The sequence below is a fragment of the Lunatimonas lonarensis genome (genome assembly GCF_000390185.1).
Lineage (GTDB): Bacteria > Bacteroidota > Bacteroidia > Cytophagales > Cyclobacteriaceae > Lunatimonas > Lunatimonas lonarensis.
In genome coordinates, this window is the sequence record NZ_AQHR01000088.1 from 1 (window position 1) to 17,401 (window position 17,401).

A 17,401-nucleotide genomic window follows, 5' to 3' on the forward strand; every position below is an offset into this window, starting at 1 on the left:
TTTGAAGATAGGAGACATTAGACGTTAGACATAAGATGTGAGATGCGCGAAATTTACGATACCACATCCTTTCCAAAACCATGAACCCGAAGCAAAACTATCCTCCCAAACCTAACCCAATATATCGCCGAAGGCATATATCCACCTATATCGCGAAGCATATATCATTTCATATCACTTTGTATAAATCCCGGCCATCGGAAAATCTATTTCTTAAACTGAGATTTCCGGCCATTCCAATAAAGTAACCATCCCGCCAGTGCCGTAAACATTACCAACGATATACGGGTTAGTATGGATACATCGGTACCCGGAGCCAAGAAGGCGTAAATACTGGCAGCAAGACAGCCAAAGAAATAAACAAATAACAAAGTCCGAAACATCTCTGATCTTTAACGTGAACCCAATGTATTTCCACATCCGTACACAGCTGCGGCTGTTGTTGCTACCCATAAGCTCCATCCACCGGCAACCGCCCAAAGCGGACCGGTAGTATAGGTTAGAAATACTACGCCGACTATAGATGCTCCTACGCCAACGGGTTGCATACTTACAGATACTAACCTTATAACCACAACCCAATATATCGCCGAAGGCTTAAATCTGAAACGTTAGACGTTAGACATAAGATGTGACATCGCAAAAATTACGATCCCACATCCTTTCCAAAACCACGAATCCGGAGCAAAACTATCCTCCCAAACGCAACCAAATATATCGCCGCAGGCGTATATCAACGAATATCGCAAAGCATATATCATTTTAATATCGGCGCAGGCATATATCTGAGACGTTAGACGTTAGACATAAGATGTGAGATTCGCAAAAATTAAGATCCTACATCCTTTCCAAAACCACGAATCCGGAGCAAAACTATCCTCCCAATCGCAACCAAATATATCGCCGAAGGCTTATATCCACTTATATCGCGCAGCATATATCATTTCAGTATCGCCGAAGGCTTATATCTGAGACGTTAGACGTTAGACCTAAGATGTGAGATTCACAAAAATTAAGATCCTACATCCTTTCCAAAACCACGAATCCGGAGCAAAACTATCCTCCCAATCGCAACCAAATATATCGCCGAAGGCTTATATCCACTTATATCGCGAAGCATATATCATTTCAGTATCGCCGAAGGCTTATATCTGAGACGTTAGACGTTAGACCTAAGATGTGAGATTCGCAAAAATTACGATCCCACATCCTTTCCAAAACCACGATTCCGAAGCAATTCTATCCCCCAAAACGTAACCCAATATATCGCCGCAGGCATATATCCACCTATATCGCGAAGCATATATCATTTAATTACATTAAACAACGGCGGCTCACGGAGATACCACATCAGAAAGAAATTGAAAATGGCTAACCCAAAAACTGTAACATCTAGCGAAACGCTACGGACTGCATTATACAAGGTAAATGGGCTGTGGCCTTCGCCGTAATCAAATTGTAGAGATCCACTAATGGTATACCGCACCCAAAATACAATAAAACACACTGCAGAGAGATAAAAAAAACCTACCCACATACCATTTAGAAAAAAGTAGTAGGTACTTATCCCGGCTAATGGAATCAGTGGCCAACTATCTCTGCGGGTTAAATGGGTTACCCCATAGTAAAAATACGGTATGTGAAACAGTAAAATTGCCAACATCGCTGAAGGAAAAAATCCATACCAATCCCCCCCGTTGATAATATCGAAAGGCAGGATCAAAAACACAATAGCTATAACCAAGGCCGTAGCCCGATAGATAAGGTCGCCTCTTAGTTTCATCGGAAACAGCGTTTGTTCAACTCCCCAAAGTACGGCCTCCTCACTGAAAAATAATTTCAGTGGGGCGAAAAAAGCATTTTCTTTGGACTCTGGCACCGAACCCATGACAGAGAGACGAAAAAAATCACTTAACTTCCATATCCCAAAAAAGACTTCATGCCGGGTACTGCCGTCCGTCTAGTTGTATTACTTCTTCTCTACCACCTCCTCTTTACGGTGTTATTTCACCATTACCTGCTTACTCATGGTGGGGATTCGATTGCGTACTGGCAACTTTCTATCACCAATTACCGTCCGGCACTGGGCTGGATGGACTATTTTGAGTACGGTAATTTTTTCATGCAATGGCTAACCTACGTTCCAGCTCGGGTTATGGGACTTTCCTATCTCACTGGAAATTTACTCTTTAGTCTGGTAGGTTTTCTCGGCTTTGTGGAGTTGCTTCGCCTGGGACTTACCCACTGGGGGTGGGAAAAGGGAAGCCTTCTGAAAAATGCATGGGTTCTTGCCCTTTTTATACCAAGTGCCCATTTCTGGACCGCAGGCGTAGGAAAAGAAGCCGTCTTGTGGCTGGGAACGATATGGGTACTCAAAGGAAACACCAACCTTTGGAAAAATGGCCACTGGCTCCTATTAGGCCTGTTTTTGACCGGTATGACACGTCCGATCCACGGGGCAGTGCTCATTTTGATCACCACAGTCTATCAACTCCAAGACCGGAAAATCCTGAATAGTCCTTTTCGATGGCCAGTTATCGCCCTCTCTGCGGTGGGGGGGGCGTTTTTGCTTTACATTTTACTTCGCCAAACCCACCTATCTGCTTGGAGCCTCGCTGCCATTTACGATTTTTTCAACAGCCAACTGGAATTTCTGGCAGGATTTCAGGCGGGAAGTTATATCCCCATGCACGAGTACACGTGGCCTGTGCGGCTTTGGACGGTACTTTTTCGCCCACACCTGGGGGAGAGCGTAGGGATATGGCGATGGGCTGCAGCCTTGGAGAACAGTTTCTTGTTGCTACTTTCCCTAACCGCATTAGGCACAGGGGTATGGAAAAGGACCTTGCTAAACCCTCCACACTTTGTCTTGCAGGGGCTCATCCTTGGCATCGCAATGTTGCTCTTATACAGTGTCACGCTGAACAACCTGGGCATCATCACGCGCATGAAAAGCATTTTACTACCGTTTTTCGGGCTATTATGGCTTCCCTATACCGCTCTTATCAAAAAGAAAGTTATTTTTGGCGGTAATTAGCTTTGTCACTTACTATTCAACCCATCGTAGTGAGCCAGTCATTTTTCGTCATATCCCTTGATTTTGAGCTGCACTGGGGCCGCTTCGACAAGACTTCCTACCTTGGTAGGCTGGGCTACTATGAACGGGCAAGAGAGGCTGTTCCGCGTTTATTGGATCTTTTTGCCGAGTTTGGCATTTCAGCTACTTGGGCTACGGTAGGCATGCTACTGGCAAACGACCGTGAGGAATGGCGGATCTATCAGCCCGATGTACCGCCTCTGTTCAAATCCGAGGGTTATTCGGCCTACCGTTGGTACGAGAAACACGAAGTGCCCGACAGCATTCTCTTCGCCCCTGATTTGGCTAAATGCATACACAGCTATCCGGGACAGGAAATTGGCTGCCATACCCACGCCCATTACTATACCGGGGCAGCTGGTGCCTGCGAAGCCAGTTTCCGTGCCGACTTACAAGCAGCCAGACGGATAGCAAAGGAAAAACTGGGCATGGACATGCGCTCCCTGGTTTTTCCCAGAAATCAATATAATGACGAAGTACTGAGAATTTCCGGAGAAGAAGGATTTTCCATGGTGCGCACAAATCCCTACGATTGGTACTGGCAAAACCCACAAGATCACGAATTCTCCAAACGCCTGTTCCGTACAGGTGACTCAATACTTCCTCTGAGTAACAAAACCTCGTACCCACGCGCGATGCTCCATGTACCTAAACCTCCCTTGCCGGTGCAAGTCCCCGCCTCCCGTTTCTTTCGCCCTTTCCAATCCAAAGCTCTTTGGGTCAATCGCCTCAAGTTAAAACGCATCTTTCAGGAAATGAATCTGGCGGCAGCCGAAGGTGAGGTATATCATATGTGGTGGCACCCCCACAATCACGGCCATCACCTGGAATCTTCCCTCGCTGAGGTAAGACAAGTCCTCTCCCATTACCAACAGCTGCATGAAAAAACCGGCATGCAATCTATCAACATGGCAGATTTAGGGGCTATCGTATATAGCGTATAATGAATATATTGCTCCGACTAAATCAAACTCACCTGCTAGATGTTATCTCCCCGTTGCAACCAAATCAAAATGATATTCCCTTAAAATTCCACAAACTAGTCCTTTTATGAAGCTACAGGACATTTACATCTATCCGATCAAGTCATTGGGTGGTATCCGCTTGGCATCTGCCAAACTAGAAGAACGAGGAATCCAGTACGACCGAAGATGGATGCTCGTAGATGCGCAGGGCTGCTTTCTTTCTCAGCGTACCCATCCGCAAATGGCACTTTTGGGGGTAAGCGTGCTGCCCGAGGGGCTACGAATTACCCACAAGATGGACAAGAGACAGTCTATACTGGTTCCATTCACCCCGGAAACGAATCGGATGATCCCTGTGTCAATCTGGGAGGACCTGGTAGCAGGTCAGGTGGTGTCGAAAACAGCGGGCAGGTGGTTTTCTGAAATATTGCGAATGCCTTGTGAGTTGGTAATGATGCCGGAAAATATCCAGCGAAAAATCGATCCCAAATACGCCGTAAAAGGGGAAACGGTGAGCTATGCGGATGCCATGCCTTATCTACTAATCGGACAGGCATCCCTTGATGATCTGAATGCCCGTCTTGAAAACCCCGTTCCGATGAACCGATTTAGACCCAACTTGGTGTTTTCAGGGGGGATTCCTTATGAGGACGACGGCTGGAAAACCCTACGAATAGGGGATGCTGTTTTTAAAATTACCAAACCCTGTGCCCGGTGTGTACTGACCACGGTAGACCAGGCCACAGCAAAAAAGGGCAAAGAGCCTCTCCGCACATTGGCCGGCTACAGAAATGTAGGGGGGAAAGTCTTGTTTGGGCAGAATATGCTGCTATTGGGAGGTTCCAGCCTGCACGTTGGCGATGCGCTGATTCCCTCAGCCTCGTAAAGGATTATTTCTTGGGGCGAAAAACCTTGATTACCGCTGGATTTGCCTCCAAATAAGGGCCCTCTATGAGGTCAATGCAGTAGGGTATGGCCGGAAAGACCGCATCCAAGCATTGCCGTATGGCGGACGGTTTCCCTGGAAGGTTGACAATCAGGCTTTGGTTTCGGATGCCGGCCGTCTGCCGGGAAAGGATGGCGGTAGGAACGTATTGAAGGCTTACCTGCCGCATCAGTTCGCCGAATCCAGGCATCATTTTTTGGCAGACCGCCTCGGTGGCTTCGGGAGTGACATCGCGAAGTGCCGGCCCCGTACCACCGGTGGTTACCACGAGGCAGCAGCCCTCCCGATCGCAAAGTTCGATGAGGGTTTCTTCCAACCGATCCTGCTCGTCGGGCACCACCCGATAGACCGGTTCCCACGGAGAAAGGAGGTATTCCGTAAGTGTCCGGATGATTTCCTTACCTGAAATATCTTCGTATACGTTGGCTGCCGCCCGATCGGAGGAGGTTATGATGCCTATTTTTATGCTCATCGTGACCGAAATTGATCTTCAAAGAAAGGAAATTTTTCGGACATCAAAAGCCTTTGGCTCTGCAATTCTACCTTTGTTAATTGATTTATGGTTTAAAAAACGAAGGTATCCAGTACCCTGGATTTTCAACGAAAAACCCGACGGAATAAGCCTCGTTAACCCGAACCTTTTTACCACAAACTCCGTTATAAAACCATTCATCTTCAATATAAACCTTTTAAAAAATGAAAAAGACCAAGTTATTGTTTGCCTTATTTTTACTATTTACAGCATCCATCCATGCGCAGCAGGAGTTCAAAATTGTAACCGTAGTTGAATCCATCGTTCCGATGGGCTTGGGTAGATCTAGGATAGTTGATAACAATGCCACTACCGATTATCAAGAGTTCACTACGGAAAGAACCGACGGTAGAAGGAGCAATCAGCGGGAGATCAGCCGTTCGGACCTACGGATCGATGAAATTGAAGAGACGAAGCTGTTAAACTTTTTCAGTGCCACCGGGATCAACTTCCAAAATATTGCTTCCAATGACGCGATTATTACCTCCAAAATAAACACCATGCTCTCGGACGGGTGGAAGTTGACCTTTGTAACCAGTGGAGTGGAAAGCAATGCCGGTCCGGACGATGGTCAGGGGATTTTTATCACTCGTCTGTTTTTTTCGCGATAGTAGTTTACTTGGGAGTCTGCGGCATACCGCGAAAAACGGATAGATATCGGCCTGAAATCTTCAAATTGGATGCGTGATCCAAACGCAAAAAAAGCTAGGCTTTGCGCAGCTCCAACACGGTGATTTCAGGCCAGATACCTACCCTACCGGAAAAAGCATGAAACCCGAATCCCCGATTGACATAAAGGTATTTGCCATTATGCTCCGCGATACCGGCCCAATTCGGGTACCGAAATTGAGCAGGACTCCAGCGTATCAAGGGAGTTTCTATCCCAAACTGCATACCATGGGTATGGCCGCTAAGCGTTAAATGTACCTGCTTGGGATGGTTTTTTACTTCCTCATCCCAATGGGATGGGTCATGGGAAAGAAGTATTTTGAACTCTGCCGGATCGGCCTCTAGCAGTGCTTTTTCCAAATCTCCCTTCGCGTGAAAGCCTACTCCCCAATTTTCCACACCCAACAAGCGGATACGCTGCCCATCTTTTTCCAACAGCACGCTTTCGTCCAATAATAGCCTGTATCCCATTTCTGCATGCAACTCCTTGAGCCGTCGAAAGTTTTGCTCCTTCTCTTCCTTGCTGGGCCAGGAGACGTAGTCACCATAGTCGTGATTGCCCAAGATGGAGAACTGGCCAAAGGGAGCCCTTATCTTGGCAAACCCCTTTGCAAAGGGACTGATTTCATCCGCCTTGTGGTTAACCAAGTCACCGGTGAACACAAATAGATCCGATTGCTGCTTTGCAGCGAGGTCTATCCCCCGCTGCACCGCATCCCGGTCGGTAAAGCTTCCGGCGTGGATATCTGAAAGCTGCGTAATGGTAAATCCGTCAAAGGCATCGGGCAAGTCCTTGAAATAAACGGTTTGACGTATGACGCGGAAATTATATTTGCCCCGGACGATCCCATACACAAATCCCGCAAAGGGGATGGCAGCCGTCGCAAAGGCCAATTGGCTAACAAATTTTCTTCTGTCCGGCAGATAACCACCTGTGCCCTGCGCTTCGCCCCAGAAATAATTCCATCCGCTAGCCAATACCCGTACGATATCTTCAGCAAACAAGAACAGGATAACGGTAATCTGCGTGACAGTAACCGTTAGAAACAGGTTTAACACCTGCTGGGAGTCCCGGCTTATCTCTCCTTCTCTAGAAATCCGGAAAAAGGTAAACAGAATCCACAAGGTAATGCCCACCATCACAAGCCAATAGGCGGCAAATACAAGTAGTTTTCCACGTGTATGATCCCAACCCTGAAAGAGTGCCTTAAACCCTTGAAAGGTATACCAATTCAAAAAACAACTAAAGAGAAAGACAGTAGTGATAAAAATAATCGGACCAAGATTGTTCATTCGTAGGAGTTTGTGCTGTTAAATAATCGAAATAAAACCGAAAAGGTTTTACTTATCCCTGATTAATGTCGGTTTGCATCAACTCTACCCGGCTGCTTAGCGTTGCCTTCACTATCCGATCCCCCCCGACTGTCCCGTGTACGGGCAATGTTCGGGATGGATGGTGTCCGGTCGCCAGGGGTATGTAGTGGTGATCGGCCAATAGTCCCAGGCTTGGATCCAATCCAATCCAGCCAGCACCGGGCAGATAGGCCTCCACCCATGCATGTAGTTCATGCCCCTCGTCCAGATCCGGGTTAAAAGCATAGCCACTTACAAATCTGGATGCAATGCCGGCATTCCTAAGCATAATCATCATCATCCATGCCAAATCCCTGCAAGACGCTTGCTTCTTGTGAAATGTATACACCGGTTCCCATACATTCTCCTCAAGGCGGATCATATGCTCCCATTCGGCATATAACGAAGCGTTTAGGGAGGTCAGGAAAAGTATGGGATCTCCCGAAGTCATATGATCTCTGACAAAGCTAGTTAACTCGGAATGCTCGCCTCCTGCAAGAAAGGGGGCCAAAAGTGGGGTTTCTTCAGAATGGTATGTGAACGGCTTTTCCCTTGCAACATCAACCGACTCCAAAAAACCGGAATCTATCACAAAGGCATAGGGATTAAACGGTCTGCTCTCAACGTGGGCATGAAGCATTACCCTCAACTCGGCGGAGGATTCGCCAAACCAAACCTGAAAATAGGGATTACCTTCCAAGCTGAACCGCTCACTGATGCCCGAAGGCTCAGGGGCTACATCCAGCCTGTATTCCAAAATACGCAAATAGTCTCGTTGAAGGGGCTTCAGCAACAACTGGTGCGGGTTCAGGAACACCTTTGAACTATACGTGTATAAGGTTTCATGGTGTATCCTAATCTTCATGTGCCTCCGTGACTATTCAGAATCCTCGATTTCCGCATGGGAGAAGGCTTTCGCCAATCCATCAGACGGCAGATTGTTGATCGCTTCTTTGAGGCAGTTGTTCCAATACTCGGAGATATGGCTCAACTCATGCTGCTCAAACCGGTTTTCGATGATATTGTAGCTGTTGTTTTCCAGGATGACCGTATCTATGGGATAATCCACGTCGTTGGCAGAAATCCGGGTTGCATCAAAGGCCAAAAATGCACTCTTAAGGGCAAAGTCCAATGGCTCATCAAATCGGAGGGATCGACGCAGCACCGGATTGCCAAATCCCGTATTGCCAATAATGACAAATGGGGTACCTTGCCGAATCTCGATCCAGTTGCCCTCCGGGTAAAGCATAAAAAGCTTGGGTTCCTTGTCTTCCTCCAGCTGCCCGCCTATAATCGAATACAGGTTGAAAGCCAAACCTGACTCGGCCAGTGAAGCTTTGTCCTCCTTGGCCACCCGCTTTACCTGATCCGCAAATCCATTGACAGCTTTATACATCTTGTCGTAGGTATCGTCTTCCTTTTCAATCAACTCCGCAAAATAGGTGATTGCCTTGTCGCGAACCGACCGAAGACCCGAGGTCATGATAAAAAAGGAATGTCTTTTACGGTTGACGGTATACAGCTTTTTGGACGTGGTGGTATCACTTCCCGATGTAATCCGCGTATCCGCCAGTCCTACGATCCCGTAGCGGGTTTTGACTCCAATACAAAATGTCATCCTTGCACACTTATTTGATTCGCAAAGGTATCCTTTATTTGAAAGAAATTCTCATTGATCCTATCCGAAATGAAATTTGTTTTGATAAGGAGATGCTCAAGGTATTCATGGAGGCCTCCTTGGATGATTTCGGCCACATCATCGTATTCCAACTTGGAACGCAACTCCCCTATTGCCTTTTCGGAGCTGTTGGTGTATCCCGACCCGTTGGAGCCCGTTATTTTCTTCAGGCATGACTCTGCCTCCTTGAGGCAGTAAAAGACTGACCTGGGAAAATACTTGTTCAGCACCAAAAACTCGACCACACCGGCAGGATCTATATTCCCGTAGAGCCTCCTGTACGTATTAAAGGCAGTAACGGACTTGAGGAGTGCCATCCAGTGGAGAAAATCCAACGGCGTCCCTACTTCATCCGTAGACGGCAACAAAATGTGGTATTTTACGTCCAAGATCCGCGCTGTCTTGTCGGCCCGCTCAAGGAACTGACCCAGCTGCCGGAAATACCAACCCTCGGTTCGTGCCACCGTATTATCTGCCAGTCCATACAGGAGCAGAATCTGACACTTAACATTTTCAAAGAAGCCTCTCGGGTCTTCCTTCATCCATTCTTTCTTGTCTGCCCCCCTTTTTACAAAATGATAGGTTTCGTTAAGTTTTTCCCACGTTTCCTTGGTGAGGTTTTCACGAATGATCCGGGCGTTTTCGCGGGCAAAGGTCACGGAAGATATCAGTGAGTTAGGATTGTCAGTATCGAATGCCAAAAAGTGGATCACCTCCTTTTTTGTAAAGGCCGCATGCTTGGAACGAAAGAGGGCATCATCGCCGGTAGCCATTACCAATGGCTCCCATTGCTCCTCCAAATCGCCTGGGAGGTCAAGCATAAGGTTAAAATTGACATCTATAAACCGGGCATAGTTTTCAGCTCTTTCCAGGTACCTTCCCAGCCAATAAATCGAATTTGCTACTCTACTTAACATGTTGAAGTGGTTTAGTCATTGAACAATACCCAGGTATCTTTACTGCCGCCCCCCTGGGAACTATTGACGACGAGGGAGCCCTTTTTCAACGCAACTCGGGTAAGCGCACCGGGTATCACCTGAATCTCGCGACCATAAAGTATGTAGGGCCTCAAATCCACGTGTCTTGGCTCGATAGTTTTGTTATCGATAATTGTAGGTACGGTAGAAAGCGAAAGAGTAGGCTGGGCGATGTAATTTTTGGGGTTGGCAGAAATCAGCTGTTTGAATTTTTCGTGTTCTTCCTTAGTAGCTTTGGGACCGATCAGCATGCCATAACCACCTGCTGCATTCGTCTCCTTCACCACCAAATCAGCGATGTTTTCCAACACATACTTCCGATCCTGCTCTTCCCTGCAGAGGTAGGTAGGTACATTGTTCAAAATCGGATCTTCGCCCAAGTAGTATTTGATGATTCTTGGCACATAGGCATATACGGCCTTATCATCTGCCACTCCCGTACCCGGGGCGTTGGCAAGTGCAATACTTCCGGCCTTATACGCCTCAAATAGTCCTGGGACACCCAGCAAGGAATCCGGATTAAACGCCAACGGATCCAAAAAGACATCGTCGATCCTTCGGTAGATCACATCTATCTGCTGTAGCCCCTTGGTGGTACGCATGTACACTTTCTTGTCCTTTACGGTCAGATCCATCCCCGATACCAACTCCACCCCCATCTGCTGCGCCAGGTAGGAATGCTCGAAATAGGCTGAGTTGTAGATACCGGGGGTGAGAACACCGATCACAGGCTTGGCCTTGTCGGAAAGGTGCTGAAGCATGGAAAGAAGCTTGGCCGAATAATCCGAAACAGGCCGGACACCAAGCTTATTAAAGAGCCCCGGAAAAGCCCGCTTAATAATCTCACGGCTCTCCAACATGTAGGAAACACCCGAAGGACAGCGGAGGTTGTCTTCCAATATGTAATAATCACCGTGGTGATCACGCACCAAATCGGTACCCGTGATGTGGCACCAAATCCCTTTGGGAGGGGTCAATCCCCTGCAGGCTTCCAGAAAATCCTTGCTCCCATATATCAGGTCATCAGGAACCACACCGTCTTTGATGATCTTTCCGTCATTGTAAATATCCTGCAAAAAAAGATTCAGTGCCTCTATGCGCTGTTTGAGACCACGGTCCAAATGATTCCACTCTTTGGCGGAAATGATCCGTGGAATAATGTCCAGATGCAGGATTTTTTCCACGCCTTGCTTGTCATGATACACGTTAAAGGTCATTCCCATCGCCATCTGGGCCTTATCCGCCGAAAATTGAAGGCGGGAAAGCTTTTTTTGGGGCGTGGTAGTCAGCAAATCGTTGAATGCGGCACCCTGTTGTCTTGGCGTGCCATCGGGAAAGTACATTTCATCGTAAAAATCGGGGGAATAGGCATAGTTGAACTTCATAAGATCACGTTTTGGTTGGTAATGGTTACCAAGAAGCCCACGGGAAAAACTAATGCAGTGCCTGCATGAATTGTTGGCCCTTCCCCGGATGCCTCTTGGGGGCAGGTCTTTTGGGTTTTTTACGCTTTCGTCCAAACGGGTAGTAAGACTTGGACAACTTAGTAAAATATTATCAAAAAACCAACCGCGCGCTCACGTCTTTATTCTACCAAACCGACTATAAACGCATACTCCATCGCCAATTCCTTCAAGGCTTTGAACCGCCCCGAGGCACCTCCGTGTCCTGCCACCATGTTGGTATATAGAAGGAGAAGGCCGTCGCCCACCTTGTGATCTCGAAGCTTTGCTACCCACTTGGTTGGTTCCCAGTACTGTACCTGACTATCGTGCAGACCCGACGTAACCAACAGATTGGGGTACGCTTTACGGCCTACGTTATCATAAGGTGAGTAGGATAGCATGTAGTCATAGTACTTCTTATCCTTTGGATTCCCCCATTCATCAAATTCACCCGTTGTCAATGGAATGCTTTCATCCAACATGGTCGTCACGACGTCCACGAAGGGCACCGCCGCCACCACTCCTTTAAACAAATCTGGACGTGCATTGATCACCGCCCCCATCAAAAGTCCTCCTGCGCTTCCTCCCATAGCAAACATACGGTCCGACGCACTGTATTTTTCCCGTTTCAAGAACTCCGTACAGGCGATGAAATCCGTAAACGTATTTTTCTTTTTCAGCATTTTCCCATCTTCGTACCAATATCTGCCCATCTCCTGACCTCCTCGTATATGGGCGATCGCATATACAAACCCTCTGTCCAGCAAACTAAGCCGGCTGCTACTAAAGGTAGGATCCATGCTGTAGCCATACGATCCATACGCATACAGGAGCAATGGATTGGTTCCGTTTTTGTTGAAAAGACGCTTACTGTAAACCAAGGAAATAGGGATTTCCGTACCATCCGATGCCAAAGCCCAGCAGCGCTCGGAACGATAAGCACTTGCATCGTAGCCCCCTACTACCTCCTGTTGCTTCATCAATTCTCTCGATTGGCTATCCATATCGTAATCATATATGGAGCTGGGCGTACAAAGCGAATTATAGCCAAATCGAAGTATATGGGTGTAAAACTCGGCATTCTGAGCGATCCAGACCGTGTAGACCGGTTCATCCATTTTGATGTAATGCTTACTTATACCATCCCACGAACGCACCTGAAGCCTGCCCAGTCCATAAAAACGTTCTTCCAAGACCAGGTGATTTTTAAATACCTCCATACCCTCTAAGAGGACATGTTCCCTATGGGGTATGAACTCCTGCCAAAACTCTTTGCCACAGGTAGCTACCGGTGCCCGCATCACCTGAAAATTCTTTGCACCAAACGCATTGGTCAACACATAGAAATGATCCTCTGCGTGTTCTACCTCATACTCCAGATCCCGTTCCCTAGGTTGTATCAACCTCCAGTCTTCACTGGGTGAGTCCGCCGGAAGCACCCTATACTCGGTGGACACGGTACTCTGAGATACAATAAAGAGAAACTGCTGGGACTTGGACTTACGCACGTGGCAGGTGAATGTGTCATCCGTTTCTTCATATAGCAACTCATCGGCCTCCTGTGGGGTACCTAGGGCATGCCTGTAAATACGGTAAGACCTGAGTGTCTCCGGATCCTGCTTTGCGTAGAATAACGTACGATTGTCGTTGGCCCAGCAGAAATTCCCGGTTACAGCCTCGATTTCATCGGGTAGCATGGAGCCATCTACCAAGTTTTTAATGGCCAGATTATAGATCCTTCTACCAACCGCATCAAAGGAATAGCAAAGCAGTCGCTGATCTTGGGATACCCCGAGACTACCCACCTGAAAATAGGCAGCGTCTCCGGCCAGCTCGTTCACGTCTAGCATTACCTCCTCTCGGGCATTTAAATGCTCTTTTTTCCGGCAATAGATGGGATACTCCTTGTCCTTCTCGTAGCGGTTAAAATAATAATAACCATTTTTATAGTAGGGAACGGATTCATCGTCCTCTTTGATGCGCCCTTTCATTTCCTGAAATAACTGTTCCTGGAGTGCCTCTGTGGGCTCCATCACCGACTTTAGATAATGATTTTCTGCATTGAGGTAATCAATGACTTCCGGATTATCCCGATCGTTCATCCAGTAATACTCATCAACGCGTATGTGTCCATGCGCTTCCAGTTGCTTGACCCGCTTCGGTGCGACGGGAGGTACTAGGTGGTTGTTCTTTAGCATTGCCCTTAATTGGTTTGTCTTCATTCCCACAAAGAAATTAATTTTTCTTCCAATCTCGCAGTATAAAAGCCTGTTTTCACTATATTGTTTACCAACTAAAATTGTTCGTGGCATTAACAATCAAATTTAAATTTTATGAGCCTATTAAAAGAATTTAGAGACTTTGCCGTCCGAGGCAATGTAGTGGATCTGGCGGTTGCGGTTGTGATTGGAGGAGCCTTCGGTAAGATAGTGACCTCTCTGGTAAATGACATCATCATGCCCCCCATAGGGCTTTTGGTCGGCGGCGTAGACTTTTCCGATCTGGCTATCACGCTCAAAGAAGCGGGCATTGGGGAAGACGGACAGGCAATCGCCGCCGTTACGATGGGTTATGGTGCATTTGTTCAGGTCATTATAGATTTTGCGATTGTGGCCTTCGCTATCTTTATGATTGTTAAGCTGATCAACCAGCTAAAACGCAAGGAAGAAAAAGCCCAAACACCCCCAACTCCCACCGTCAACAAAACCGAAGTCCTATTGGAGGAGATAAGGGATCTACTAAAAACCAACAAGACTGGGTGATAACAAAGCCTGAATTAACCCTTCTAACGGTTAAATTGGTATCTAAGCTGAAGGGTGGTTTCGGACAGCGTATTACCACTGATTTCCTGAAGGCCTGTACCGATACGTTCTCTATCGGTGTAGGCCGTTCTTGCCCATCTTGCCCATACAGTGAATTGCCGGCTGATTTTCCATTGCCCTAAAAGATAATATCGCATGCCCTGTCCGAAATAGTTTGGTGCAGAAAAAGCCCACAGCACATTCTTTTCGTAGACATACTGCCTATTGTCAAAATCGTCGGTATCAAAAAGTGCAAACCTTCCACTAAGGCGAAAGCTATCCCAAGTGCCCTCCACATCTTGCATCAGGGCAAATCCCGTGGTTTTTTTGCCCCCAAAATCAAAGTCACTGAACTGCACCCTGGATTTCATCGTCCATACATTGCTGAAGCGTCTATCCAAACTAATCACCCCGTTACGTTTGGAAGCAGGCATCAGCCGATAGTGGTTTGCATCCTGATCTGCCGAAATCAAGTTTCTATCTTTCACTTCCTCTCTCCATTGTATGAACAGGTGCGTGCGTCTGTCAGGCCTGTAACTTAATCGGCTAAGCCACTCATTTCCGCTCGAAGGTGCATAAACCCGAAAACGCATCCATGGAAACCTAAAGCTGTCATGGTAAAATGACCATGTCCACTTATACCCGGGCCTGTACTGAAAGCCTATGTACATGCCGGATTCATTGGTGGGCCGAGACCCCTCGGCAAACGCATTGGCATAAAAGCTGTGAAAATGCCGATCATACCGCCTCCACAACAATGAGGCATCCATATTTCGGCTTAGGCTCGCCATAAGACCCGCCACCGATCCGGTTCCCCCACTCCTGGAAACAGCCCCTTCTCCAAAAAAGAAATAGTTCCGGTAGTTATATGAAAAATAGGTGCTATGCACATGATTTTGACGACCCCTAAAATCAAAGGCATTGTATATGCGTGCGGCAGGGAGAAAAGGTTGGCTATACGTCGTATACAGGGCATTTAGGCCCCATTGAAAATTTCTATCCAGACTACGATACTGAATATTGCCCCCGACATTACGCTCCCTGCCCTGGGCTTTGGCCGCAATTTCGGATGGGGTGCGATGAAGCCCGCTACGCAGGAGGGACGAAAAGTGGGAACTTCCTGTATCGAGGCTGTCGGTCGAAAATTGGAGCCTGGCATCGCGCGGTGTATCGCCGTAGAGCAAGGTCCACTCCCATAATCCAGTCTGATAAGTCGCTGCCCCGCCCCTAAAAAACCCAAATTCAAGTGCGGAGGTATAGGGGCGAATGCCCAACGAGCTCCTGCGGGTAGTTGTAATTGTTTCGGCCCCCTTACCCACGCCAAATCCAGCACCGAACACCAGTCCCTGACCAAACTGAAGCTGAAAGTCACCCAGTGTTATGGCTTTCCACCTGCCCCGCTGATAAAGAGTAGCGTGGTAGGAAAGAAAGTTGAATCCGTATCGATTGGTCGGTCTATCCCAAACGAATGGCTCTCCCGCATCCTTATCAGCGGTAAAACCAACGCTGAAATCCTTTGCATGCTGTACCCGAAAACGAAGGTACAGGTCGTTCGGATCACCTAGGTACCTGGTAGACAACCTTCCCCCGCTCAATGTGTCCGGAGGTGTAAAACCCCTTCTCGTTTCCCACACCCTTCGATGCCTGAATATCAAATAACCGTCCCTCTCACTACGGATCCGCTGCCAAAGGCTGTTAGGTCGGGTCAGCCCATTCTGCCGTAGGGTTACAAATGGCAGGATTCTATGAATGGTAGCCAAATCCCAATCTGGTATTGCCTGCAACTCATAAATGGAAATCAGAGGGCCTACCGTTTCCCTGTATTCCAAAAAACGGTTAACCTGAAGGGGAGTTAATATGTAGAGGGAGCTAAGCTCTTCCGCGTGCGTATTGTTGAGTGAAATGGGGTTCAGGTATAATTGCAGGAGATTCTCGTAAAGGTCTTCGTAGTCTACGTCGTCCTTTTGCATCGCAAACAATTCTTCAATAAAAGCCTCCATATCTATATCGGGCTTCGAACGCTGCCGGGCAAAATGAGGTGCAGACTGCAAAAAAAGCAGGATAAATAAAACCACCTTGGCTTGACGGCTGCTCATCGTTCAGCCCAAAGTAGGTTGATGGAAAAATGATGGGTAAAACCCAGCTGCGGATGTTGTGCCATGGCATAGTCTATGCGATACCTTCGTGGACGAAAACCGATCCCAAAAAACAACTGTCCCGCCTGAGGATGCACTCCGGTCCGCAGATCAATTTTTTGCTGCACAGCGTACTCCAAACCTATCTTCACCAGTGGATCCAAATAAATCTCCTTCTCCACTTCCACACTGACCAGCAAAAACTCCGAGGCGCGAAAGGAGATCCCAGCCCTGATCACGGTGGGCAGAAACTCTTCACTGATACGCCCCATACGGGCCCTGGTCAAATTATAGATGTGCGCCCCAAAAAGTACCTGAGGGCCAAGTTCGGCAACCCCTCCAAATTCCACCAAGGGTGCGCCGCCCCGCCCAAATCCCTCAATGTTGGTCTGAAAATAGTTGACTTTCAGACCCAAGCTGGCGATACCTAATTTATTCGAATATGCCAATCCTAGGGTTTGTTGGTTAAAGTGTTCTCCCCCATAGGTGCCCACACCCACACCCCAAGCTCCCGCATCCGTTTTCCAGACCCCACCAGCTCCAAGCGTGGTAAGTTCATCTAGGCCCATCCGGTGATCGTATGCCACAAAAACCTGGGATTCTTCCACTTGAGCCATTGCCCCTGCGTTATTAAAAACTGACCAAGCATCCAATAGCGTGACGTGGGAATTACCCATACCTTGGCTTCTGGCACCCGAGGGAAGCACCTCCGTGCCATTTTGCGCGTATCCGGCCAAAGGTATAGCCCAAAGAAAACAATGCGTCAGTAGCCTTAAACTTCCCATAAAAATGAAGTTTGATCA

At 47.6% G+C, this 17,401-nt stretch carries 14 protein-coding genes; 5 read left to right on the top strand and 9 right to left on the bottom strand.

Annotated features, from left to right (window positions below; genetic code table 11):
* Window positions 1-1,939: 1,939 nt before the first annotated feature.
* The 3 genes from ADIS_RS14350 (at window position 1,940) to ADIS_RS14360 (ending at window position 4,948) form a co-directional block, all read left to right on the top strand.
* The gene (locus ADIS_RS14350) at window positions 1,940-3,037 is read left to right on the top strand and encodes a hypothetical protein (protein ID WP_010855302.1); all 1,098 of its coding nucleotides are present in this window, start codon (window positions 1,940-1,942) and stop codon (window positions 3,035-3,037) included.
* A gap of 29 nt (window positions 3,038-3,066) precedes the next feature.
* Window positions 3,067-4,041 (top strand): polysaccharide deacetylase family protein, encoded by a 975-nt coding sequence (locus ADIS_RS14355; protein ID WP_010855303.1) that lies wholly within the window; start codon window positions 3,067-3,069, stop codon window positions 4,039-4,041.
* Window positions 4,042-4,147: 106 nt separating this feature from the next.
* Window positions 4,148-4,948: an MOSC domain-containing protein gene (locus ADIS_RS14360; protein WP_010855304.1), complete on the top strand. Its 801-nt coding sequence runs from the start codon at window positions 4,148-4,150 to the stop codon at window positions 4,946-4,948.
* A gap of 4 nt (window positions 4,949-4,952) precedes the next feature.
* On the opposite strand, the gene mog is transcribed toward ADIS_RS14360, so the two are convergent.
* Complete coding sequence (gene mog, locus ADIS_RS14365; RefSeq protein ID WP_010855305.1) at window positions 4,953-5,480, bottom strand: molybdopterin adenylyltransferase; 528 nt, start codon at window positions 5,478-5,480, stop codon at window positions 4,953-4,955.
* A 224-nt stretch (window positions 5,481-5,704) separates the two neighbouring features.
* Between mog and ADIS_RS14375 the strand changes: the two genes are divergently transcribed.
* Complete coding sequence (locus ADIS_RS14375; protein ID WP_035806193.1) at window positions 5,705-6,151, top strand: hypothetical protein; 447 nt, start codon at window positions 5,705-5,707, stop codon at window positions 6,149-6,151.
* Between the two features lie 94 nt (window positions 6,152-6,245).
* Here ADIS_RS14375 and ADIS_RS14380 read toward each other — a convergent pair whose 3' ends face one another.
* The 6 genes from ADIS_RS14380 to ADIS_RS14405 form a co-directional block, all read right to left on the bottom strand.
* On the bottom strand, window positions 6,246-7,502 hold the full coding sequence (locus ADIS_RS14380) for a metallophosphoesterase (protein ID WP_010855308.1): 1,257 nt from the start codon (window positions 7,500-7,502) through the stop codon (window positions 6,246-6,248).
* A 52-nt stretch (window positions 7,503-7,554) separates the two neighbouring features.
* Window positions 7,555-8,427 (bottom strand): transglutaminase family protein, encoded by an 873-nt coding sequence (locus ADIS_RS14385; RefSeq protein ID WP_035806196.1) that lies wholly within the window; start codon window positions 8,425-8,427, stop codon window positions 7,555-7,557.
* A gap of 12 nt (window positions 8,428-8,439) precedes the next feature.
* Window positions 8,440-9,180 carry a proteasome-type protease gene (locus ADIS_RS14390; protein ID WP_010855310.1) on the bottom strand — a complete coding sequence of 247 codons (741 nt, stop codon included), beginning with the start codon at window positions 9,178-9,180 and terminating at the stop codon, window positions 8,440-8,442.
* A complete protein-coding gene (locus ADIS_RS14395) occupies window positions 9,177-10,157 on the bottom strand; it encodes an alpha-E domain-containing protein (RefSeq protein WP_010855311.1) in 981 nt (326 codons plus the stop codon). Before ADIS_RS14395 ends, ADIS_RS14390 begins: the two co-directional genes overlap by 4 nt.
* An 11-nt stretch (window positions 10,158-10,168) precedes the next feature.
* Window positions 10,169-11,602, bottom strand: a complete 1,434-nt coding sequence (locus tag ADIS_RS14400; RefSeq protein WP_010855312.1) for a circularly permuted type 2 ATP-grasp protein — start codon at window positions 11,600-11,602, stop codon at window positions 10,169-10,171.
* Window positions 11,603-11,802: 200 nt separating this feature from the next.
* On the bottom strand, window positions 11,803-13,884 hold the full coding sequence (locus tag ADIS_RS14405) for a S9 family peptidase (protein WP_238325443.1): 2,082 nt from the start codon (window positions 13,882-13,884) through the stop codon (window positions 11,803-11,805).
* Window positions 13,885-13,995: 111 nt separating this feature from the next.
* Between ADIS_RS14405 and mscL the strand changes: the two genes are divergently transcribed.
* The gene (gene mscL / locus ADIS_RS14410; RefSeq protein WP_010855314.1) at window positions 13,996-14,424 is read left to right on the top strand and encodes a large-conductance mechanosensitive channel protein MscL; all 429 of its coding nucleotides are present in this window, start codon (window positions 13,996-13,998) and stop codon (window positions 14,422-14,424) included.
* 23 nt (window positions 14,425-14,447) lie between these two features.
* Here mscL and ADIS_RS14415 read toward each other — a convergent pair whose 3' ends face one another.
* Entirely contained in the window at window positions 14,448-16,559 is a 2,112-nt protein-coding gene (locus ADIS_RS14415) for a ComEA family DNA-binding protein (protein ID WP_010855315.1), read from the bottom strand.
* Window positions 16,556-17,383 carry a PorV/PorQ family protein gene (locus ADIS_RS14420; RefSeq protein ID WP_051113328.1) on the bottom strand — a complete coding sequence of 276 codons (828 nt, stop codon included), beginning with the start codon at window positions 17,381-17,383 and terminating at the stop codon, window positions 16,556-16,558. The genes ADIS_RS14415 and ADIS_RS14420 overlap by 4 nt, the downstream gene beginning before the upstream one ends.
* Window positions 17,384-17,401 lie beyond the last annotated feature (18 nt).